The following is a 21,347-nucleotide window of genomic DNA, read 5'->3' on the forward strand; positions in this document are numbered from 1 at the left end:
GGCCGACAAGCAGGACCGCATTGAGCTCGTATTCCTGCCGCCCTATGCGCCAGAGTCCAACCCCGACGAGTATCTCAATCGCGATTTCAAAACCGCCTTACGTACAGGCCCCATGAGCACGAATACCCAAAGCTTGCTGGAGAAGGCAACAACTTTCATGAACGGGCTACGCCAAATGCCCGAGAAAGTCGCACGCTATTTCCACCACCCCGCCGCACGCTATGCGATGTTAGATATTTAAGGGCCTGGTTAATAGTTAAAGGGGATGCGCTCTTCACGAAACGCCAATTCGACTGGCGAAGGAAGGAAGTCAGGAAGCACCTGAATCTTGGCAAGGGGTTCATCGCTGTATTTGATTTTCGCACTCATAACTAGTCTTTTCTTTGCGCCAATAGCCGACGCCGATGATCCGAATTACCGACGCGCGGGATGCCCAGCTTGTCGCTGCCGCGCAGAGGCACACGCGGTACTAGCTTTCCCACTTCAGCGCCAGATATTTCCGTTGCAGGGCGGCGATCCGTTGTTCCAGCGTCGGATGTCCGGCCAGAATTCCTCCACTCTCACCAAAGGTGGCCAACGCTGCCAGAGGTCCGCAACAGTCATCCTGAGTATTGGCAGACGCCCGTCGGCGCAGCAGCGAAATCATCCCTGCCGCCCCATACTGCTCGGCGGCGAAATGATCCGCCGCATATTCCCGCCGCCGGGAAAACCAGGCGATGGGGAGCAGCGCAAACAGAAAAATGACGACTTGCAGCGCGCTCAGCAAAATGGAGCGCGATTGCTGGGGGGTATGAAAGAGCATGGTCAGAATCTGTGCCACCGCAAAGGCCACAACAATACTCGTGCCCAGTAAAAGCTGCATACTCGACATATCTCCGAAGTACACATGCGCCATTTCATGCGCGATGGCGGCACGCAGTTCCGCATCGGAAGCCGATTGCAGGAGGCCGGAAGACAAGACCAGCCAAGCATGTTGCCGACCCATGCCAAGGACAAAGGCGTTGGGAACTGCGGCGGAAAACTGATAAAGCTGTGGCGCCGGCATTCCCAGGCGTTGTGCAAGTTCATTGGCGACAGTAGTCGCGAGTTGCTCTCTGGGCGTCGCACCCAAGCGCTGCAAGTTCAATCCGCGCTGGACCACCAAAGGTGTAAGCAATCCAAAAAACAGGGCGCCGGTCAGGCTCAATCCAAAAACAAGCAGCGGCAGCCATGGGAGCAAGGTGCTCAGCGAAGAGGAGATGTCACTGCCGGAAAACGGCAACAATGCCAGGGAGGTCACTAAGACCATCCCTACCGTTATCAGGAAAGCACTTAGCAACAACCATGCCAACGTCTTGATCCACACCATCCCACACGCTCCCATCTCTGTACTTTTTGCGGCATATGGACGCCTGCAATGCGCTTTTTATATTGAAAAGAGTGTAAACAGATCCTGAGCATTACGGAAGCTCGATGCCATCGATCTCCGTAGCAAGAAAAGGCAATCTACCGAGACAGTTGCCGAGCATCAGCTCCTGCAGGGTCTCGAGGGTGCCGGCAGCGACTTGTTCCTGGCAGTGGTTTGCGATCCATCCCGCATACGGTACCCCGCGCTGCAGGATGACAGCCTCGCTGAGACGGGCATGATTGATGGCACCCAGGCGCAAGCCAACCACCAGAATCAACGGCAACTCAAGTTCCTCGACCCAGTCCAGGGTATCCCAGCCGGGGCCCAGGGGCACGAGTAGCCCCCCTGCCCCTTCCACGAGGAGGCGATCAACCTGCTGTGCACGGGCCTGCACGAAGGCGGCCAACCGTTTGCGATCCATGTTCTGCCCCGCCAGCTGCGCCGCCCAATGCGGCGCGATGGGCGGAGCGAAACGATAGAGATTACACTCATTCGGCGCCAAGGGTGGATGACTGGCAGCGCGCAACTGCTCGATATCGATCCAGGTACCGTCGGCCTCCTGGCCCGAGGCGTAGGGTTTGAGCGCCGCCACTGTCAAGCCGCGCGCGGCAAAGGCACGGGCGAGAGCTGCCGTGACGTGGGTCTTGCCGACTTCCGTATCCGTACCGGTAATGAAATATCCCTGCGCCATCAGCTGCGCCTGCGCGGCACGAATTGAAGGGGTTGCAACTCTCCTGACGGCCGATCGGCAGCCCGCCAAGCATGAGCATGGACTACCTCGTACTGCAAAGGCAGTTTACCGTCTGGCGTACGAAATTCCTCGTAAGCGCTACGCAGGCGTTGCAACTTCCGCGGCGTAAAAAGCCCCCGACGAGGCTGGGAGTTACCTGCGCCAATACCGCGCAGATCACGCAGCAGAGTATCCAGATCGTCGTAGTGTAGTTCGTAGCGTTCGACATCGAGCACCGGGTCGGCGAAACCGGCCTGCACCATGGCATCCCCAAGGTCGTGCATATCCAAGAAATCATGCACATGCGGCTCATCATCCACGGCACAGAAGGCCTGTCGCAGCTCGCGTAGACTATCGGGCCCCAGCGAGCTGCAGAGTATAAGCCCCTCCGGTTGGAGCACCCGCCGCAGCTCGCGCAAGGCGGGCAAGGGGTCGGGCAGCCATTGCAGGACAAAATTCGAAAACACCATTTGCAACGACTGATCGCGCAGGGGCAACCGTTCCGCATCGGCCTGCAGATACCACTGCCGTTGGCGCCAGGATTTGCGGCGGCGCGCTTCTTGCAGCATGGGTAGTGCCAGATCGACGGCGAGCACCCGGGCACGTGGAAAGCGACGATTCAGACGCCGACTCTGCAACCCCGTCCCGGCACCCAGGTCGAGTAGCACCTGCGGGTCGATCTTCAGCAAATCCAGACGTTCGATCATTTCCTGCCCAACCTGATTCTGCAGGGTGGCCAGTGCCTCATAGTCTGCTGCAGCGTGGGCGAAATGACGGCGGATGAGGCGTTTGTTCAGGGGCATCTGAGAAAGACTTCTCGCAGGGCCTGGGAGCAGGCCGTAGGCTGGCTGAGGAAGGGGGCGTGGCCACAGTGCAGCAGGCGCAGCACGCTCCCCGGCAGGGCCTGCTGCAGAGCCTCCGCCGCTGCCGGCAGCACAATCCGGTCGGCATCCCCCTGCAAGAGCAACACCGGGTAGGGAAGAGCATGTAGGGAAGGACGCAGATCGATATCCCGCAGAAATCCCAAACCTGCTTGCAAACAGTCGCGATCTGGCAAGGGCCAGTCGTCGATCTGCAGCATACGGGTGCGGGCGGCAGGATCCCCCAGGGTCTGCAGGGCAAAAAAACGTCGCCGCAGCCCCTGGGCATCGCGCGTGAGTTCTCGGGCGAAGTCGTCGAGGGTTTGCGCTGCGATTCCCGCTGGCCAGTCGGGGCGTGCGACAAAACAGGGGGAAGTGGCGACCAACACCAATCCTGTCAAACGCAGGTCTTCACGCAAGGCCAGGGCCAGGGCAAGCAATCCACCCAGCGACCAGCCCAGGAGAATGGGAGCTGCGGACACTGCCACCAGCCGCTGGTGCAAGTTATCGAGCTCCGTTTCCCATTGCCAGCCTGCCGCCGGGCAGGGACGCTCGCCGTGTCCCGGAAGCTCCCAGCTATGCACGTGAAAATCCTGCTCCAGCATTTGCAGCCAGGGCGAGAAGACCCGCCCTTCCATACCCCAGCCATGCAACAGGACGAGATGCGGACGTTGGCGCATCAATCGCCCCCCGCTACAGGCTGTAAGGCACAGAGCAGGCGCTGGATGTCGTCTTGGTTGTGGGCGGCGCTGAGACTGATGCGTAGTCGAGCCCGCCCCGCGGGCACGGTCGGCGGTCGTACCGCCGGACAGTAGATGCCCGCACTGCGCAAAGCAGCGGCCACCCCCAAGGCCGCTGCGTTGCTACCCAGAATCAGCCCCTGGATAGGCGTCTGGCTAGGCAGATAAGGCCACCCCTGCAAACCGGCCTGCAGGGTATTGCGGAGCTCCTGTAGATGCTGACGTAGCCCCTCTCCCTCGCGCAGTAGATCGAGGGCGGCGCGACTGGCCGCGGCGACGTTCGCCGGCAGCGCGGTATGAAAGAGATAGCTACGGGCTGCCTGCTGCAACCAGCGCGTCAGGCTGCGGGGACCGGCAACAAAGGCACCATAACTGCCAAAGGCCTTGCCGAGAGTGCCCACGCGCAGGGTCACCGCCCCGTCTGGCAAGCCCCAGTGCGCCAGACTACCCTGCCCCTGCGCGCCTAAAACACCAAAGGCATGCGCCTCGTCCAGCAGCAGACCGGCGTCATAACGCGCGGCGAGGGCCGACAATTCCGGTAGCCGGGCCAAATCTCCATCCATACTGAACACCCCTTCGCTGACGATCCAGGCCCGGCCGCGGCGCGGCTTTTGCAGCAGCGTTTCCAGATGCGCGAGGTCGTTGTGGCGAAAGCGTTGCAGGCGGGCACCGCTAAGTCGCGCGCCGTCGATGAGGGAGGCATGGGCAAGGCGGTCGAGGAGGAGCAGGTCGCGCGCCTCGACCAGCCCACTCAGTATGCCGAGGTTGGCCAGGTAGCCCGAGCCAAAGAGCAGGACGTCTTCCTCCCCCAGCCAATCGGCCAAGGCTTGCGCCAGGGCCTCGTGCTCCGCCCGCATACCACCAAGCAGGGGCGCGGCGCCGGTTCCGTACTCGCCACTGGCAAAGCTCGCACTGGCCGCCTCTCGCAAGGCGGGATGCCGTGCGAGGCCGAGATAGTCATTACTGGCAAAGGAAAGCAGGGTCTGGCCAGCACGGTCGCGGTAGAAGGGGCGCGGCCCCGGCAGCGGCTGCAGGACTTCCGTCTGGCGGAGAAGTCCCGCCTCGGCGCGGGCCGCGAGGGCTGCCTCCCAATCGCAGAGCAGGGTGCTGGCTATCGTCATGGGCACGGTATAGGGGAGCCGGGCGCGCCTTGTCAATGCGTCAGGCAATGTTGACAATGCTGCCTGAGCAGAGGGGATAGCAGCTTGCTAGCAATACCATTCGGGTTACCGAGGCGAGAGATTTGGCGCGAGGCACCGGGACGTTTCGTCTCTTGGCTCCTGCCGGAAAGTTGCCGTTTCTGCTCGGCGCCCGGAGCCGCAATCTGTGACGATTGCCATCGCGAACTACCCCGACTGCCCGCCGACCGCTGTAGCTGGTGCGCCCTGCCCGTCAATGCCGATGGCGACTGTCCAGTCTGCAGTATCGAGGCACCCAGCTACGATTACACCTTTTGCCCCTTCGTCTATACCCATCCGTTGGCCACGGCCATCAGCGCCTGGAAATTTCATGCCGGGCTGGACTGGACCCGCCCGCTCGCCCAGGCCTGGCTACGAACCTGGACCACGGAAAGCCTGCCGGCGCGCCCCGACGCGTTGTTGCCGGTACCTGCCCACTCGGCCCGCCTGGCTGAACGCGGCTACAATCAGGCGGCTTTATTGGCGTGGCACTGGGCGCGTGCGTACCGGATTCCGTTGCGCGATGTCCTGCGTCGTACTCGTAACACTCCACACCAAGTCGGCGGTAGCCGCGACCAACGCCGCGCCAACCTGCAGTCCGCCTTTACCCTACGTGGCAAACTGCCGGCACACATAGCCTTGGTCGATGACGTCATGACCACTGGGAGTACCGCAGAAGCGCTGGCGCAGCTCCTCAAAGCACAGGGCGTGCAGCGGGTGGATCTGTGGATTCTGGCGCGCGCACTATGAGCACATCCTTCATCGAATTGGCGCTCTATCAGCCCGAAATCCCTCCCAACACCGGCAACGTCATCCGTCTCTGCGCCAACACCGGGGCACGCCTGCATCTGATCGAGCCCTTGGGCTTTGCCTGGGAGGATCGCCGCCTGCGCCGCGCCGGCCTGGATTACCATGAATTTGCTGAGGTACAGCGGCATGCCTGCTGGGCAGACTGCGCCGCGCAATTGGATGACCGGCGGATCTTTGCCTTCAGCACCAAAGGGGCAGCAGGAAGTTTTGCCGAGGCCCGCTTTGCCACCGGGGACGTCTTTCTCTTTGGTCCGGAAACCCGGGGGCTGCCCGACGCGGTCCTCGCGGAATTTCCTCCAGACCGTCTTCTCCGCCTACCCATGCGACCAGGACAGCGCAGCCTGAATCTTTCGAACTCCTGCGCCGTCGCTGTCTTCGAGGCATGGCGACAGCTTGGTTACGTCGGCGGCAAGTAAGCTGTCATAAAAGTGTCATAAAAGCTTCATCATAGTGTCATACATAAGGTGTAGAGTTGTGCTCTGATCTGTACATAGCCGCAAACTGCAGGAGGTCACAGCATGAGCAACACCGCTACCGGCGTCGTGGATGGAGATATTTCCAGCGCCCTCAACACCGCCACGTTCAGTCCCTTTCATCTGAAGGCCATGTGGGCATCTTCCATGGGCTTTTTCACCTCCGCCTATGATCTCTTCATCATTGGTACCGCTCTGGTGCTGATCAAAGAGCAGTGGCATCTGAGCCCCGACGAAGTAGGCCTGGTAGGAGCCATTTCCCTGATCGCCACCTTCGTCGGTGCCTATGTTTTCGGCATTCTCGCCGACAAACTCGGCCGCAAAAAGATCTACGGTCTGGAGGCCCTGTTGATGGTGATTGGTGCGCTGCTATCGGCCGTGGCCCCCAGCGTCACCGTGCTGATCATCGCCCGTGTCATCCTGGGGCTGGGAATCGGTGGCGACTATCCAATGTCGGCCGTGCTGATGTCGGAATACGCCAATAGCAAGTCACGGGGACGCATGGTCTCCCTGGTGTTCTCGGCGCAGGCCATCGGCCTGGTCACCGGTCCCGTAGTGGCCCTGACCCTACTGGCAGCGGGGATGAACCACGAGCTGGCGTGGCGCCTGATGCTCGGCCTGGGGGCCTTGCCCGCCCTGGCGGTGATCTATATCCGGCGGACCCTGCCCGAATCCCCGCGCTGGTTGGCGCGGGTCAAGGGCGATGGCGAGGCAGCGGCACGGGAGCTGGCGTCGTTCAGTCTGGGCACCGCCACGGCGCGCAAACCAGAGACGAAAATCGTCAAGCAGCCCCTGTCCAAGTACCTCTTAACCCTGCTCGGCACCGCCGGTAGTTGGTTTGTCTTTGACTATGCCTACTACGGTAACACCATCTCGACCCCGATGATCATGCATCGTCTGGCGCCTCATGCCGATGTCATGCAAAGTACCGCCCTGAGCCTGATCGTCTTTGCAGTCGCCGCCGTGCCCGGCTATTTTCTGGCCGCCTTTACCATCGACCGCATCGGTCACAAAACCCTGCAGATGCTCGGCTTTTTCATGATGGGGCTGATGTTTTTGCTGATTGGCGCGTTTCCGGTAATTTCCGCCAGTATCGGCGTATTCCTGGTGATCTATGGCTTGTCTTACTTCTTTGCCGAGTACGGTCCCAACACCACCACCTTTGTCATTGCCGGCGAGGTCTTTCCGGTCAATCTGCGTACCACCGGACACGGCCTGTCGGCGGGTACCGCCAAGGTCGGCGCCTTCATCGGTGCTTTCATCTTCCCGGTCCTGCTGCATGACTTTGGGCTGCATGGCACGCTGATGATCACCTTCTTCTTCGCCCTCGCAGGTCTCCTGCTTACCATCTTCTTCATCCCCGAGCCCAGCGGTAAAACCCTGGAGGAGGTCAGCGCTGAGGATCGAGTCGTGCCCTTGAAGGGAGCATCCCAGCCCGCCCGAGTCTGATTTTATCCCGTTCCAACCTGGCCCCGCTCCGGCGGGGCTTTTGTTTTCCGACCGGACGGTATCTTGTGGTATTCTGATATCAGAATCGGGAGGGTCTTCATGAGCGGAATACGTATTCACCCCTTGCGGCTGGATGGTCGGCACCCGGAGGAAAAGCGGGAAGAGATCCGGCGCGTCTTTCACCAAACCTTCAGTCTGGACGAAGCGCTGTTTGCACATCTGCGCGATGCGGATGCTTGGTACCGAAAGGCAATTCCCCTGCGGCATCCGTTGATCTTTTATTTTGGGCATACGGCAACCTTTTACAGCAACAAATTTCGCGTTGCCGGACTGCTGGACGGACACATCGATGCCGCTTTGGAGTCGATCTTTGCGGTGGGCGTCGATGAGATGTCCTGGGATGATCTTGACGAGGCCCATTACGACTGGCCGACGGTGGACCGCGTCCGCGCCTACCGCAACCAAGTACGCGAGATGGTCGACGGGGTGATCAGCCGCCTGCCTCTGGAACTACCGATACACTGGGACTCGCCGTGGTGGGCAGTGCTGATGGGCATCGAGCACGAAAACATCCACATCGAAACAAGCTCCGTCCTCATGCGCCAACTCCCCCTGGAGCGCGTGCGCCCGGTAGCCGCCTTCACACCCGAAGCTCTCCCTTCCGCCTCGCGGGGGATCCCGCAAAACCGTCTGCGGAATGTTCCTGCGGGACGGGTGCACCTAGGCAAGGACGAGGATGCCCTGCGTTATGGCTGGGATAACGAATATGGCTCGCACGAGCAGGAGTTACAGGCATTTTCTGCCAGCGAAATGCTGGTCAGCAACGCCGAGTTTCTCGCCTTTGTCGAGGGCGGGGGCTATCAGGAATCGCGCTGGTGGAGCAGCGAAGGGGAACAGTGGCGACAATATGTCCGTCCCCAGCACCCTAGCTTTTGGCGGCAAGATCCGGCGGGCTGGTGCTTGCGGCTCATTGCCGAAGAACGCCCCATGCCCTGGTCCTGGCCGGTGGAAGTCAATTACCATGAAGCCAGCGCCTTTTGCCGCTGGAAGTCAGAACAGACCGGCGCCAGGCTGCGCCTGCCAAGTGAGGACGAATGGCGCCGTCTGCGCGATCTCTCCGGGCTTGGCGACAGCGACAGCTGGGGCGAAATGGCACCGGCCCAGATCGGGCTTGCCCATGGTGCCTCGCCCTGCCCCGTCGATCGTTTCCGGCACGGCGATTTCTACGACGTGGTCGGCAATGTCTGGCAGTGGACGGAAACCCCCATCTACCCGTTCGCGGGGTTTCGCGTGCATCCGTATTACGATGACTTCACCGTACCGACCTTTGACCAGCGCCATAACCTGATCAAGGGAGGCTCCTTCATCAGCCTGGGCAACGAGACACAAAGCGAGGCTCGCTACGCCTTCCGCCGTCATTTTTTCCAGCACGCAGGCTTTCGCTATGTGCGCTCGGACAATCCCCTGCCCGAGGTCCCGGTCTATGAGAGCGATGTTGCGGTGGCACAGTATTGCCACTTTCATTTTGGTCCCGACTATTTTGGCGTCGCCAATTATGCCCAAGCCATCGCAGATCTGGCCTTGGCCGAATGGGGCGCGGGGCAGCCACAGCGTGTTCTCGATATCGGTTGCTCCGTGGGGCGGAGCAGCTTCGCTCTGGCAACTCGCGCAGAGAGCGTTCTCGGCATCGATTTTTCCACCCGCTTCGTACAGGTTGCAGCACGTCTGCAGGAAAAGCTGCGTTTTCCCTATACCGTCACCGAGGAAGGGGAATTGCAGAGCCACCATTGGGCAGACCTCAACGCCCTGGGCCTGGCGGCGACTGCCAGCCGCTGCCAATTTTTGCAGGGGGATGCCCTCAACCTCAAGCCGATCTATCGCGATTTCGATCTGGTCCTCGCCGCTAACCTGATCGATCGCCTGCGCGATCCGCAAAAGTTCCTGCGCCAGATGGCCGAGCGCATCCGCCCAGGTGGATTATTGGTGATCAGCTCACCGTATACTTGGCTCGAGGAGTTTACGCCCAAGGAGCGTTGGATTGGCGGAGTACGCCGGAATGGGGAAATCCTCGACAGCCTGCAAGGCCTGCAGGAAAACCTGGGAGAAACTTTCGATCTGCTTCCCGGCTATCCCCGCGATCTGCCCTTCGTGATTCGTGAAACGGCAAGGAAATACCAGCACAGCATCGCCCAGGTTACCGTCTGGCGGCGACGCGAATCTGCCTGAACGCGCTCGTTTTACAGACACTCTTCAATAGCCGTCAGGGCGCGCGCGACGGCACCGCCCTGCTTCGCTTGCCAGGTGGCGGCACGTTCTCCCAAGGCGCGGGCCAGATCGGGGGCGGCGAGATACTCAGCACTGCGGCGCATGGCTTCCTCTGCACTCGCCACCTGACAGATGGCATCTGCCGCTTGCAGAGAACGCAGGGTGTCGAAAAAATTTTCCATATGTGGGCCGACGATGATGGGCCGGCCCCAAGCTGCCGCTTCGATAGGGTTGTGACCACCCCGGGTGACGAAACTCCCGCCGATCCAGACCAGATCCGCTGCGCCATAGAGGTCGATCAACTCGCCCAGGGTATCGACCAGATATACGGGATCGTCCGCTCCGGGAAACTCTCCCTGGCTACGGCGCGGCGCCGATAGTCCGACACTCCGCAGTTGTTCGGCCAAGGCGTCACCCCGCTCCGGGTGGCGGGGAATCAGCACAAGCAGTAGCTTTGGCTCGATCTTGCGCAAGGTCGACAACGAAGCCCACGCCAGCTCCTCTTCGCCGGGATGGGTCGAAGCAAAGACCCAAACACGTCTGCCCGCAAAGCGTTCCTGCCAGCTCGCCGCCCGCGCCCGCTGACCGGCATCGATTTGCAGGTCAAGCTTCATTTGCCCTTGTACGCTGACCCTGGTCGCGCCGAGCGCGGCGAAGCGCCGCGCGTCGTCCGGGCTTTGCGCAGCAACCCAGGCCAGGCCCGCAAGGGCCGGGGCAAAGAGCGAGGCGAAGCGGCGGTAGCCTGCCAGCGAGCGAGCGGACAGGCGACCGTTCAGGAGCATCACCGGAACGCCTCGCTGGCGTGCGACCCGCAAGAGATTGGGCCAGAGCTCCGTCTCCATCAGTACCCCCAGGCGCGGCTGGCTACGTTCCAGGAAGCGCCGCACCGCACCTGGTAGATCATAGGGAAGATAGACTTGCGTGACCATCCCCGCCAACTCCCGTGCCAGCAGCGTCCTCCCGGTCGGGGTCGTGCTGCTGATGAGAATCGGCAGATCAGGGTGCCGCTCGCGCAACTGGCGGATCAATGGCAGGGCAGCCATCCCCTCGCCCACGCTGACCGCGTGAATCCATAGGGGACGATCACTGCGCCGCGGGACAAAACCAAAGCGCTCCTGCCAATGGGCGCGATAGGCCGGTCGGCGCAGTATCCGCTGCCAGGTAAAGAGCAGTAGCAGCGGTAGGAGGAGACGAGTCAGCAGGCGGTAGAGGCGCGACATCATTCCCGCCGCAGGATGCGATCCGTCAGCCAGTCGAGACGATACCAGGGGCGAAAGCTGGCCAGCATCTGTTCCCGATCGTAGCGCGTCGCCACCCAGTCCCGCAGCGTGAGTCCCGGCTCCTGCCGCAAATCCGCCTGGAGGCAGGCAAAAAACCAGTCGAGGATGCCGGTATTGGCATGGCGGATGTGGCCGTACGGCCAGAGCCGTAGCTCCTTGCGCGCCTCCTCCCAAGGCATCCCATAGCGCTGGTGTTGTAACAACACACAGATAAAGCCGGCGCGATCTGCCCCCGATTTGCAATGGACCAGAAGCCTGGGAGGCAGCTCCGGAATCTGATCCAGGAAGGCCAGCAGGGAGTCTTTCTGCGGCAGGTCCCGCGAACCGAAACCATGAATCGGCAGGTGCGCGATACCGAGGACATCGCAGGCATCCTGCTCCAAGCGGAATTGGGCCTCCTCGGGAGCAGGCGCGCGGATATTCAACACCGCATCGAAGTGGTGCTGCGCCTGCCACTGGCTCAGTTGCCAGGGTGCTGGTTGCGCCGCGCGGAAGAGCCCCGGTGCAATCTCGTGAAAATTGGCGTAGAACAGTTCGCGAAAGATGCCGTGATCGGTCCAGAACTGGTGCCGCCGGTAGCGACGGGTTTCTGCTCTGTCTAACTGGCTTCCGGCAATCATAATCGCTCCAGCAAGGGGGCCAAACGTTCCCAAACCATTGTCGGCTGCATTCCTTCCTGACAAGGAATGGGTTCTTCGGGCTGATGGATCCGCCGACAGCGGGTGCTTCCACAAGGGGCACAGTTTTCCGTGGATTGGAGTATCGCTTGCGCGGAGCCGGGCATATTCTCCTGCTCAGAAGCCGTGGGGCCATACAGGGTCACGCCGGCCAGACCCAATGCCGCGGCCAGATAGGAAAGCCCCGTATCCATACCAACAAAGGCACGCGCCTGCAGCATGACCTGGCCCAATCCTTCCAGATCCATCTGCGGCAGGGCCCGGACATTGTCGGCTGCGGCGGCAATGGTCGCTACCCGTTCCTGTTCACGCGCGCCCATGGCCGGCAAGGCGAGATCATAGCCGGCATCGGCCAAGGAATGGGCTAGGGTAATCCAGTGGCGCAGGGGCCACTCCTTGTTTTGCCAGGCACGGGAAGTGGCGTGCAAGCCCAGAACGAAGGGTAGCGCATCCTTCCCTGCGGCCAATGCGAGATTTTCCGCGCGCCAGGATACCGCTTGCTTCTGCAAACCAAAGTCTGCCAGTCCTGACGGGCGTGGGCTGGCAAAGACCTGGGCAAAGAGCTCGCGGTTACGCTGAATGGCCGTAGGACCCCAGGGGACCGCGTGGCGCTGGCCGTATAGGTAGGTCGCCAAGGGTTCCCGAGCGCTGCGGGGCGAGAGGCCGGCGACGGTCGTCCCCGCCAGACGGGCGAGCAGAGCACTCTTGAACAGCCCCTGGCTATCGAGAACGAGGTCATAGCGCTGGGTGCGCAGTTGCCGGCGAAGTTCGCGGAGCCGCCCGAGGAGCGTGCCGAGTCCCCCTTGCCGGCTACGCAAGGAAAAAGGCAGGACCTCTCGCACTCCGGGATGCCAGCGGGCAATCGGGGCAAAGGCGGGCTCGATCAGCCAGTCGAGTTCCACGTCCTTCCCGTTGCGCTGCAAATCGGTAATGGCTGGCAAGGTATGCAGCACATCTCCCAGGGAACTCAGGCGCACCAGCAAGACCCTCATCGCCGCTTCCCAGCTTGTGCCGCCAGCAGGTCACGGGCGATGGCATATTTGAAGTAAGCGCCGACGGCAGTGGTCCAGGCAATGGCACCGCCCTCCACTCCATCCAGAAATCCCCCGCGCAACATGTAACCGCGAAAGAAGGCCCAGAGGGCATGACTCATGGGCGCCCAGGGACCCACCGACCGCCCCCGCGCTGCTACCTTCTGCGCGTTGAGTTCGGAGTAGCGCTGAAGTTTGGGAAGCATTTCTTGGGTGCTGGAAAACGTGTAATGGTGCAATGCGGCATTTTGCAAACGCGCGACCACGCAGCTGCATTGCCACGACTCATGCACCAGATCCGCGGGGTTGTATCGACCTTTCTGACGATTCACGAGGCGCAGTACCCATTCGCCTGCCCAATCGCCATGCCGAATTTCTCGCCTGCCGATATAGTTTTTTCGTCGAAGGTGGAATCCACCGATACCATCCGCCATCGCCAATGCCTCACGCAAAGCTCGCGCCGAATCAGCTTCCAAGACCTCATCTGCATCGACGATCAAAATCCAGTCGTGGACTGCAGCGGCGACAGCAAATGCCCGCTGAGCGCCGAAACCCGACCACGGATGGAAGATTACTCGAGCGCCCTCTCGCTCGGCTATGGAGACAGTTTCGTCGCTGGACCCACTATCCACGACGAGAACCTCATCCACCAATCGCACAACGCTACGGATAGATGCTGCCAGATGCTGCGCTGCGTCCTTGGTGATGTACACTGCAGAAAGACCCGTGCCCATCACTTCCTCAGTTCAGGACATTTATTTGGCAACCCCCAGTCAACGGGGCGCCCCAAGAGGTGCCAGAGCCAAAGCCTACCATACATGGCAGTTTTTCGGCGTAGCTTGGAAAAAGCGAAGAGTGTAAGGACCAGCAACACTGCGTTGCTCAGGAAATTGATGAAGCTCGACGCAAACAGCACCCCGAGAAGCAGATTACGTGCAGTAGTACCCTCCACCTTTCGCGCATAGATCAGACGGGACCGATGAAACTCGATGCGCGCCTCCGCCTTGTACCGATTGGCGGTGCCACCCAGACCGTGTTCCACCCGAGCCTCTGGACAAAATATGACCTGAAATCCCTTCTGATGGGCACGATGACACCATTCCGTCTCTTCCAGATAAAAAAAGAAATCCTCATCCAAAAGACCTAAACGTTCCAGCACCTGCTTACGGACAAGAAAGGCAGCGCCGATCAACGAAGGTACGTCAACAGATTTTTCAACGCCAAGCATTTTGGGATTTTTTCGACGTAATTTTCCTACAAAATTTGGAATCATCTCGGACCACCAATGCGGGAAATCCGCTACCACGTTTTGCGGATTGCCTGAGGGACTGAGCAGTCGTGCACCAATAAATGCACCATTAGGATTCTTATCGGCACAGTCCAGAAGGGCGCAAAGAGACTCCGGCAAGAGGCGGGCGTCGTTGTTCAAAATCAGGATCAAATCGCCGTTAGTAACACAAATACCTTTATTGACAGCACGCGCAAAACCAGCATTGCAACCGATCAGGATTTTTTGGACCCCTGAAAACTCTTCAACTAACGCTAGTGAGTCATCAGTACTGCCGTTATCTACAATAGTCACCATCTCTTCTGGTACACCAGCATCTAAGCAAGACTGTAGACAATCTCGAAGAACTTCTCGACCATTAAAGTTTAATATGATCACGCCTACATTCATGACTTAGTTTTTTTCTTAGGAATTTCTAAAACACATCGAGTCTTCATTGCCAACTCTCTTATAGCTCGTCATTTATTACACTAGCTCTTGTATTTTTATAATAAGTCAACGGCAGTCCAGCATAAAACGCTAACCCCATGGCGTCTGCATAACCCCAGTTAAGCGTATTATATAAACCACCAATCCAGAAAATACCAAGATAAGTGACCACCAACCATCCCTGAGGTTCACGCCAAATTTTCAATTTTTCTCTCGATAAATTTATCAAAAACCACAAGAACAACAATAGGCCTGGAATGCCCAGAACTGCGCCCTCACTCAGATAGCTGTTTGCTGCTGAGTCGCTCCTGATGCCCGGTGTTTCCGTAACAACTCCTTGCCGCTGCAATTTTTCCATAGCCGTACCAAAATCCCCAGTCCCAACTCCAAAAAAAGGATGCTCAACAATCAGTTCTGCGCCAGCCCACATAGTCGCAAGACGAATTCCCCAACTAGTATCCGTACTTTTAGGTTGTGAAACAAACTGTTGGAGATTTTTAACCCCTAATTCCAAGCGAGACTGAACATACGGCGACACCAACATAACGGCAACAATGGCGGCGGTACCAAATAATGCCCAATAACGCCAAATTCCGCTATAGATAAAAAATATGGCAATAGGGGTAAGCAAAAGAAAAAGCAACTGTCCACTTCTCCCCGGTGACAGAGCAAGCTCTATCGAAAAAATGATCAGCAACGGCAAATTTATAAACCGAGAAAAATTCCACTTCTTCTTTAGATCAAAAATAAGCCAGAGAATAGCATGAGTCAAGGCCATTGACCACCAAATATGATCTGACAGGCCCACATAAGGAAGATCAGGACTGTAGTGCCACAAAATTACTCGCCAAGTTATTAGTGCCGCCAATAAACCATTGATAGCCAACCCAGCCAAAAATAAACGAACAAAGATTTTAAAATATCTCTCCCTCCAAGGAAGCGTGGCGCCAATAATAGCATAGATTCCATAACTAGCAGTCGCAGCGACCTTAAGCCCAGCGTGCAGGTCCTTGGTCCATATCAAACCTATAAACGTCCATGCCATATACAGAAATAGCGGAAGTACCCAGACTCTCTGACGGAGAGAGGCCCAATTTTTCCAATGACCGCTAACACCATAAAGCACAAGCAGTAAGCCAGCAGATATCCCTGTAGCGGCGGTACTTAAAGGGAAAAAAAATACCGGCAGGGCATACAGGCTGAACATCCAGGGGTCGGGAATGCGTAGGCGCATAGTTCTCTCAGCAGATTTCCAAGGATTGTAGGAGTGTTATCAGCAACGCATCAGCGGCAGGCTCCACCAATATCTGCAACTGCCCGTTCTGATGATAGTGCTCAGGATTAGGCCGACGAAACAGCGCAATGGTGGACTTCCCTAAAGCGACACTCATGTGATATGGACCAGAATCACTCGATACGAACAGATCGCAACTATCGATGATACCACCCAAAATCGAGAGCGAACCTGCGCCCGCAAGATTTTCCATCATCGCGGAACTGCCCCAGCGAGTCTGATAGCGCTGCCGAAACTCCTCATTGATCTCGTATTCGTTGGCGGCACCGGTGAGCAACAGACGGTACGGACGATTCTCCCAAAGGCGTCCCAAAGCTTCTACCAAAGTCTCCAAGTCAGGTCTTTTGGATAGGGCATCCGGGGTACCGCAGCCGATGTTGAGGCCGATGCGAAGCTCATCTTCGTCTTTGGGATGGGCGAGTTGCCAGAGACGTCCCGGTTCGCCCACCTGGAGCACAATTTGCTGGCCCTGGCGCTCTAATCCCAAGGCCACCAGGGCGGCAAAATCGCGCTCGGTGTAATCCATCGGCTGCGGCAGTCCACGATCTTTGGCGTAGCGCGCCAGACTGGGACTGGAGTGGTCGTAGAACCATCCCCGTCCCGCCACCTGTGCCACCCCCACCGTCACCGCGCAAGGGGATTGAGTACGCAGGACCAGACTAGCAATACTGCTTTCTATACCGTGCGGTTCATGGTCGATGATCAGATCCGCCGAAATTTCCCTGCCCAGACGGCGCAATTCCGGCAGCAGACTGCGCCAGCCCTTCGGACCCACACCGCGCATCCCAGCAAAGCGCCCTTCCTGCAAGGGCAGAAAGTGGGCGCTATGCAGGAGATGGTGCCCCGCAATCAGTTCCTCGCTCGGGTAACCCGGCCAACGGGTGAGAAAAATCAGATGCAGCTCGGCCTCGGGCCAACGCCTTTTCAGGACCGCCCAAGCTGCAGAGCTGCGCAGAATGTCGCCAATGCCCGCGCTGTGGGACTTGATGAGGATGATGCGGCGAGGATGGAGTGGTAAAGGCCTTGGCATAGTAGGAGATCAGGCCGTCGCCTCCCCTTGCGGCAGATCCACACCGGCATAGACCTCCATCAGGGAGAGATCCAGATCTACGCAATGAAAGTGCAAGCGATCCTCTTCGCTGAGGAGTTCATGCCACCACCCCTCGGACCGCCGACGATAGACCTCAATACTGCGGCTATCGGAATCGACAAGAATATATTCACGCAGGCTGGAGAGAGTCTGATAGGCATGAAGTTTTTCGCGACGGTCGATATTGGCCGTGCTCTCCGACAGCACCTCGATGACCAGGCAAGGATCTTCCAGATAAAGACTGTCTCCGGGTAAGGGGTTTCCACAGCGCAGCACGATATCTGGGTAGTAAAAAGCGTCTAGCGCCCGCGTTCGGACCTTCATGTCGGCAATAAAAAACTCACAAACGGCCTGCTTGTTGTACTGCCCAAGTGATATTGCCAGGTTGCGCACGATGGCATTGTGGCGCAATTTGGCGCCGGCCATGGCATAGACTTGTCCGGCTACATACTCATGGCGGATTTCCGATCGTTGCTCGCCTTCCAGGTATTCTTGCATGGGCAACGGTGTTACCAGGGCCGCTTTCATGACATTCTCTCCACGGAGAACTTCCGCAAATTTTCCGAACTTATCATAAGGTTCCGACGCTCGACTGTCATCGCCCCAGGGCGGCCAGAAATTCGCGGGCGATGGCGTCGGCAGCAAAGCCCTCGACCTGAGCTGGGCCTTTGGCGGCGAGCTGCCGGCACAGCCCCCGATCAGAGGCAAGACGCAGAATGGCATCGCGCCACGCATCACTGTGCCCGGCGGGCAGCAATAACCCCGATACACCATCCGCAAAGCTCTCCGGGATTCCCCCCATTGCCGCGCCAAGAACAGGGATGGCGCAAGCCTGGGCCTCCACCAGGACCCGGCCAAAGGTATCCGGTTCGATGGACGGCAGGGCCAGGGTATCCATGACGCTATACCAGGGGGTGACTCGTTCCTGCCAACCGATGACGTGCTGCCAAGTTCGACCAACCAAGCGTTCCCGCAACGCCTCTGCATGCGGGCCACCACCAATCCACAAGCCATGCACCCGCGCATCCTGGGCATGGGCGGCATCGATTGCGTCAGCGAGCACGAAAACGCCCTTGCCGCGATGCCACGCCCCGACAAAACCGACGAGAAAATCCTCCTCCCGCAACCCCAGAGCCTGGCGTCGCGCCGACCGTGCCTCGGGTTCACGCTGAAAGTCGGCAAGGGACAAGGGATTGCGCAGGACCTCGACGCGTTCTTCGGGCAGGCCTTGAGCGATGAGGCGCTCGCGGAGGTAGGCGGAGACAGCAAAGAGACGCAACGGCCAGTGGGAAAGGAGCCAACGGGTGCTGGGGCGAAGGCGCAGGTCCATGTGGCGAAAGAGCGTCAGCGGTACACCATGGGCGCGGCTGAGCAGAGCCAACGGCCAATATTCCTTGCTGAAACTACCGACCAGAACGTCCGGTCGCAACTGACGAAGGCCGCGATTCAGGGCCCGAAGCCCATGCGGATCCGCGCTGTTGCGGAAGGTCCCATAATGGAGAGAGACTGCTTCGCCTTGCAGGCCAGCGGCAATTTTGCCCCGTGGATGCACCAGCGCGTGGGCATCGACCCCTAGCTGCGCAAGAGCGCGCAGCAGGGTGATCATATGGGTTTCCGTACCACCGCCACCGGGATTGGTCCCCACCCATAGCAAACGGACGCTCAGAATCCTTCTCCTGCACCCACTTGTGCATCAGGAACGCAGACGATCTTCATATCCTGTCCAAAGCTGCAAAGGGAATACATGCGGCAAATGATGGCCACCCACGGAAATTCGCGGCAGGGTGAACAGGTCCGCATCGCTTTGCGCTCTTCCGCGTCGCGTGGTCACCGCCGCTGCAAAGCCAGAACGCGCTACCATCTCCCGCTCCCGCGCGCCCATTTCACCATAGGGATAGCAGAAAGTCGTGATCTCTTGGCCCAACTGCACCTCCAGCTCTGCCTTGCTGCCTGAGATCTCCTGCTCCGCATCGGCATCTGCCAGAGCAGGCAGATGAACGTGATTTTGCGTGTGCGCACCAATTTCCATACCCGCGTCGCGCCAGTATTCGAGTTCCGACAGGGACATCATCGGCTTTTGCACTCGTAACTGCTCGGCATCCCAACGGTTGAATGCCCCCAGCGCGGCAGATACCACAAAACAGGTGGCGGTGAATCCCCAGCGCTGCAGGATCGGCAGGGCGCTGACCACATTGTCCCGATAGCCGTCATCAAAGGTGATAACAACCACTTTGCCACTGCGCTCCCGACGCAGGTAGGGCAGCGCATCCCGCAGGGACAGGCCCTGATAGCCGGCTCGCGCCAGAAGCCCCATCTGCCAGGCAAAGCGGCGCGGCGCAACGTAGAGGCTACGCAGTCGCACCCCCGCCGGGGCTCGAGCGATGTTGTGGTACATCAGAATGGGAATGCGGGCCATCTCAGACTTGATCGGATTTCCGGCTACGCAGCACGTAGGTGGTCTTCCCCTGCCCCTCGAAATAGATGCGCGACAGCATTTCGGCGACGATGCCGGTGTTGAGGAACTGCAGCCCGGCAAGAAAGAAGAGCATCCCGGCGACCAGCATGGGACGCCCGGAGATGGCGGCTCCTTCGGCAAATTTATCGATAAAAAGGTAGATCAACATGCCAGAGCCAATGAACAGGGAAAAAAGCCCAATCACCCCAAAGAAGTGCATGGGGCGCTGGCTGTAACCGAGGAAAAACTTGACGAAGAGCAGGTCGACCAGCACGCGAAAGGTACGGCTGATGCCGTACTTACTCTTGCCCGCCCGGCGCGGATGGTGACGCACCGGCACCTCGACGATACGGTCGGTGTAGGTGAGGGTAGAGAGCCAGGCGGGGATGAAGCGGTGCATCTCTCCATACAGCCGGACCCCCTGCAGGACCGAGGCGCGGTAGGCCTTGAGGGTACAGCCATAGTCATGCAGGCGCACGCCGGTCAGACGGCGGATGAGGCGGTTGGCGATGCGCGAGGGGATCTTGCGCAGCAAGAGCCCATCCTGTCGGTTCTTGCGCCAACCGGCAACTACATCCAGGTTTTCCGCGAGAAGCCGTTGGGCCAACGGCAGGATGTCCTGCGGATCATTCTGCAGATCGGCGTCGAGGGTGACGATGACCTCGCCGCGAGCGGCGTCAATTCCCGCCTGCATCGCCGCCGTCTGTCCAAAATTGCGCTGCAGGTGCAGCACCGTAAGGACCTCTGGCCATTCCGCCTGGGCACGGTCGAGGGCGGCGGCACTACCATCGCGACTGCCATCATCGACGATGATGACCTCGACATCGGCCTCGCCCAAAGCGGCGCGCAGAGCCGCCACTAAGGGCTCGACATTGTCAATTTCGTTGTAGAGCGGGATGATGACCGACAGTTCAGGCATGGGTATTCCAGGCATCGAGAAAGGCACGGGTGGCGCTGGCGGGGTCTTCGGCTTCCAAAATTCCCGACAGGACGGCAATCCCCGAGGCGCCCGCAGCACGGGCTGCCGCAACCCGCTCCGGCGTCATCCCGCCCAGGGCAATCACCGGGACCGCCGCAGGCGCAATCAGCTCGGCAAAGCGCTCGATTCCCAGGGCCGGCGCGTCGGGGTGGGTCTGGGTGGCGAACAGCGGAGAGAGAAAGGCATAACGCGCATGCAACCGTGCAGCGCGCGCCAAGCACTCCCCCCCGTGGCAAGAAACGCCAAAAGGTTCCGATGGCTTCCCCGTTGCCGCCTGCAGGCGGGCTTCCGTCCAGTGCTGGCCGGAAACTGGCCAGTCTGGGGCCGGTTCGGGATGATTGAGGAAAAAGCGTACGCCCATATTGCGGGCTTGCTCCAGAAACCCAGGCATCGCCGCCGCGAGCTCCGCTGGCATCGTCTCCTTGATCCGCAACACCACGGCACGCAGGCCGACAGCGATGGCGGACTGCAGAGCCGGCAAAAAGCGGGAAGCCGGCAACCGCGCGGGATCCGCAATCAGCCAAAGCGGCGGCTGCGGGAGCTCTTCGCCGAGCAGCTTGGCGACCACCGGCAGATTGGGCGCAAGACAATCGAGTGCTGCAATTTCCCACGGGTAGATCCAGCGAATCTGCTGCCCCTCTCGCCCGTAGGGCTCCCCCTGCCAGCTACGCACCCGAAAGAAGTGCAAAGCCACGGTGCGTTCGGGATAGGGATGATCGCGTCGCAGAAAGGCTTCGGGGTGACCAATCTGAACGCCGATCTCCTCTTCCAGCTCCCGCCGGAGGGCCGCCTCAGGTGCCTCGCCGGGCTCGATCTTGCCCCCCGGGAACTCCCAAAACCCCGGCCACGGTTTGCCCTCGGGACGCAAAGAAACCAGCACCCGGCCATCACCCCGCTGCAAGACACCCGTAGCGACGGGGACTACCGCCACG

General features: G+C 59.7%; 22 protein-coding genes. 5 read left to right on the top strand and 17 right to left on the bottom strand.

Going from position 1 to position 21,347, the window contains the following annotated elements; all coding sequences use genetic code 11:
* The coding region (locus AC2VNM_RS01450; RefSeq protein WP_486912739.1) for a transposase at positions 1-241 on the top strand (241 nt) is incomplete at its 5' end.
* A 228-nt stretch (positions 242-469) separates the two neighbouring features.
* On the opposite strand, the gene AC2VNM_RS01455 is transcribed toward AC2VNM_RS01450, so the two are convergent.
* From AC2VNM_RS01455 to AC2VNM_RS01475, 5 genes are all read right to left on the bottom strand, one after another.
* A complete protein-coding gene (locus AC2VNM_RS01455; RefSeq protein ID WP_486912740.1) occupies positions 470-1,279 on the bottom strand; it encodes a M48 family metallopeptidase in 810 nt (269 codons plus the stop codon).
* A gap of 160 nt (positions 1,280-1,439) precedes the next feature.
* On the bottom strand, positions 1,440-2,078 hold the full coding sequence (gene bioD, locus AC2VNM_RS01460; RefSeq protein WP_483164774.1) for a dethiobiotin synthase: 639 nt from the start codon (positions 2,076-2,078) through the stop codon (positions 1,440-1,442).
* The gene (gene bioC / locus AC2VNM_RS01465; protein WP_483164773.1) at positions 2,078-2,920 is read right to left on the bottom strand and encodes a malonyl-ACP O-methyltransferase BioC; all 843 of its coding nucleotides are present in this window, start codon (positions 2,918-2,920) and stop codon (positions 2,078-2,080) included. Before bioC ends, bioD begins: the two co-directional genes overlap by 1 nt.
* On the bottom strand, positions 2,911-3,657 hold the full coding sequence (locus tag AC2VNM_RS01470; RefSeq protein WP_486912741.1) for an alpha/beta fold hydrolase: 747 nt from the start codon (positions 3,655-3,657) through the stop codon (positions 2,911-2,913). Before AC2VNM_RS01470 ends, bioC begins: the two co-directional genes overlap by 10 nt.
* Entirely contained in the window at positions 3,657-4,838 is a 1,182-nt protein-coding gene (locus tag AC2VNM_RS01475) for an aminotransferase class I/II-fold pyridoxal phosphate-dependent enzyme (RefSeq protein WP_483164936.1), read from the bottom strand. The genes AC2VNM_RS01470 and AC2VNM_RS01475 overlap by 1 nt, the downstream gene beginning before the upstream one ends.
* A gap of 84 nt (positions 4,839-4,922) precedes the next feature.
* Between AC2VNM_RS01475 and AC2VNM_RS01480 the strand changes: the two genes are divergently transcribed.
* The 4 genes from AC2VNM_RS01480 to ovoA all read left to right on the top strand — a co-directional run bounded on the left by AC2VNM_RS01480 (position 4,923) and on the right by ovoA (position 9,853).
* Positions 4,923-5,645 (top strand): ComF family protein, encoded by a 723-nt coding sequence (locus AC2VNM_RS01480; RefSeq protein WP_483164771.1) that lies wholly within the window; start codon positions 4,923-4,925, stop codon positions 5,643-5,645.
* Positions 5,642-6,121 (top strand): tRNA (cytidine(34)-2'-O)-methyltransferase, encoded by a 480-nt coding sequence (locus AC2VNM_RS01485; protein WP_483164770.1) that lies wholly within the window; start codon positions 5,642-5,644, stop codon positions 6,119-6,121. Before AC2VNM_RS01480 ends, AC2VNM_RS01485 begins: the two co-directional genes overlap by 4 nt.
* 102 nt (positions 6,122-6,223) lie before the next feature.
* Entirely contained in the window at positions 6,224-7,627 is a 1,404-nt protein-coding gene (locus AC2VNM_RS01490; protein ID WP_486912742.1) for an MFS transporter, read from the top strand.
* 99 nt (positions 7,628-7,726) lie between these two features.
* A complete protein-coding gene (ovoA, locus tag AC2VNM_RS01495) occupies positions 7,727-9,853 on the top strand; it encodes a 5-histidylcysteine sulfoxide synthase (RefSeq protein ID WP_486912743.1) in 2,127 nt (708 codons plus the stop codon).
* 11 nt (positions 9,854-9,864) lie between these two features.
* Here the strand turns inward: ovoA and AC2VNM_RS01500 are convergent, their stop codons facing one another.
* The 12 genes from AC2VNM_RS01500 to AC2VNM_RS01555 all read right to left on the bottom strand — a co-directional run bounded on the left by AC2VNM_RS01500 (position 9,865) and on the right by AC2VNM_RS01555 (position 21,346).
* A complete protein-coding gene (locus AC2VNM_RS01500) occupies positions 9,865-11,115 on the bottom strand; it encodes a 3-deoxy-D-manno-octulosonic acid transferase (protein WP_486912744.1) in 1,251 nt (416 codons plus the stop codon).
* Positions 11,112-11,792 (bottom strand): protein tyrosine phosphatase, encoded by a 681-nt coding sequence (locus AC2VNM_RS01505; protein WP_486912745.1) that lies wholly within the window; start codon positions 11,790-11,792, stop codon positions 11,112-11,114. The genes AC2VNM_RS01500 and AC2VNM_RS01505 overlap by 4 nt, the downstream gene beginning before the upstream one ends.
* Positions 11,789-12,841, bottom strand: coding sequence for a lipopolysaccharide heptosyltransferase I (waaC, locus tag AC2VNM_RS01510; RefSeq protein ID WP_486912746.1), 1,053 nt, complete (start codon positions 12,839-12,841; stop codon positions 11,789-11,791). Before waaC ends, AC2VNM_RS01505 begins: the two co-directional genes overlap by 4 nt.
* Entirely contained in the window at positions 12,838-13,614 is a 777-nt protein-coding gene (locus AC2VNM_RS01515; RefSeq protein WP_486912747.1) for a glycosyltransferase family 2 protein, read from the bottom strand. Before AC2VNM_RS01515 ends, waaC begins: the two co-directional genes overlap by 4 nt.
* Positions 13,614-14,558 carry a glycosyltransferase family 2 protein gene (locus tag AC2VNM_RS01520; RefSeq protein WP_483189393.1) on the bottom strand — a complete coding sequence of 315 codons (945 nt, stop codon included), beginning with the start codon at positions 14,556-14,558 and terminating at the stop codon, positions 13,614-13,616. Before AC2VNM_RS01520 ends, AC2VNM_RS01515 begins: the two co-directional genes overlap by 1 nt.
* Positions 14,559-14,616: 58 nt before the next feature.
* Entirely contained in the window at positions 14,617-15,831 is a 1,215-nt protein-coding gene (locus AC2VNM_RS01525) for an O-antigen ligase family protein (RefSeq protein ID WP_486912748.1), read from the bottom strand.
* A gap of 7 nt (positions 15,832-15,838) precedes the next feature.
* Positions 15,839-16,921 (bottom strand): glycosyltransferase family 9 protein, encoded by a 1,083-nt coding sequence (locus tag AC2VNM_RS01530; protein ID WP_483164761.1) that lies wholly within the window; start codon positions 16,919-16,921, stop codon positions 15,839-15,841.
* 9 nt (positions 16,922-16,930) lie between these two features.
* Positions 16,931-17,509 (bottom strand): Uma2 family endonuclease, encoded by a 579-nt coding sequence (locus tag AC2VNM_RS01535; protein ID WP_483164760.1) that lies wholly within the window; start codon positions 17,507-17,509, stop codon positions 16,931-16,933.
* Between the two features lie 67 nt (positions 17,510-17,576).
* A complete protein-coding gene (locus tag AC2VNM_RS01540) occupies positions 17,577-18,626 on the bottom strand; it encodes a glycosyltransferase family 4 protein (RefSeq protein ID WP_483164935.1) in 1,050 nt (349 codons plus the stop codon).
* A gap of 48 nt (positions 18,627-18,674) precedes the next feature.
* Complete coding sequence (locus AC2VNM_RS01545) at positions 18,675-19,397, bottom strand: polysaccharide deacetylase family protein (RefSeq protein ID WP_483164759.1); 723 nt, start codon at positions 19,395-19,397, stop codon at positions 18,675-18,677.
* Between the two features lies 1 nt (position 19,398).
* Positions 19,399-20,355 carry a glycosyltransferase family 2 protein gene (locus tag AC2VNM_RS01550; protein WP_483164758.1) on the bottom strand — a complete coding sequence of 319 codons (957 nt, stop codon included), beginning with the start codon at positions 20,353-20,355 and terminating at the stop codon, positions 19,399-19,401.
* Positions 20,348-21,346: a Nudix family hydrolase gene (locus tag AC2VNM_RS01555; protein WP_486912749.1), complete on the bottom strand. Its 999-nt coding sequence runs from the start codon at positions 21,344-21,346 to the stop codon at positions 20,348-20,350. The genes AC2VNM_RS01550 and AC2VNM_RS01555 overlap by 8 nt, the downstream gene beginning before the upstream one ends.
* Between the last annotated feature and the right edge of the window lies 1 nt (position 21,347).

This window comes from Acidithiobacillus sp. TH-A67 (assembly GCF_057473545.1).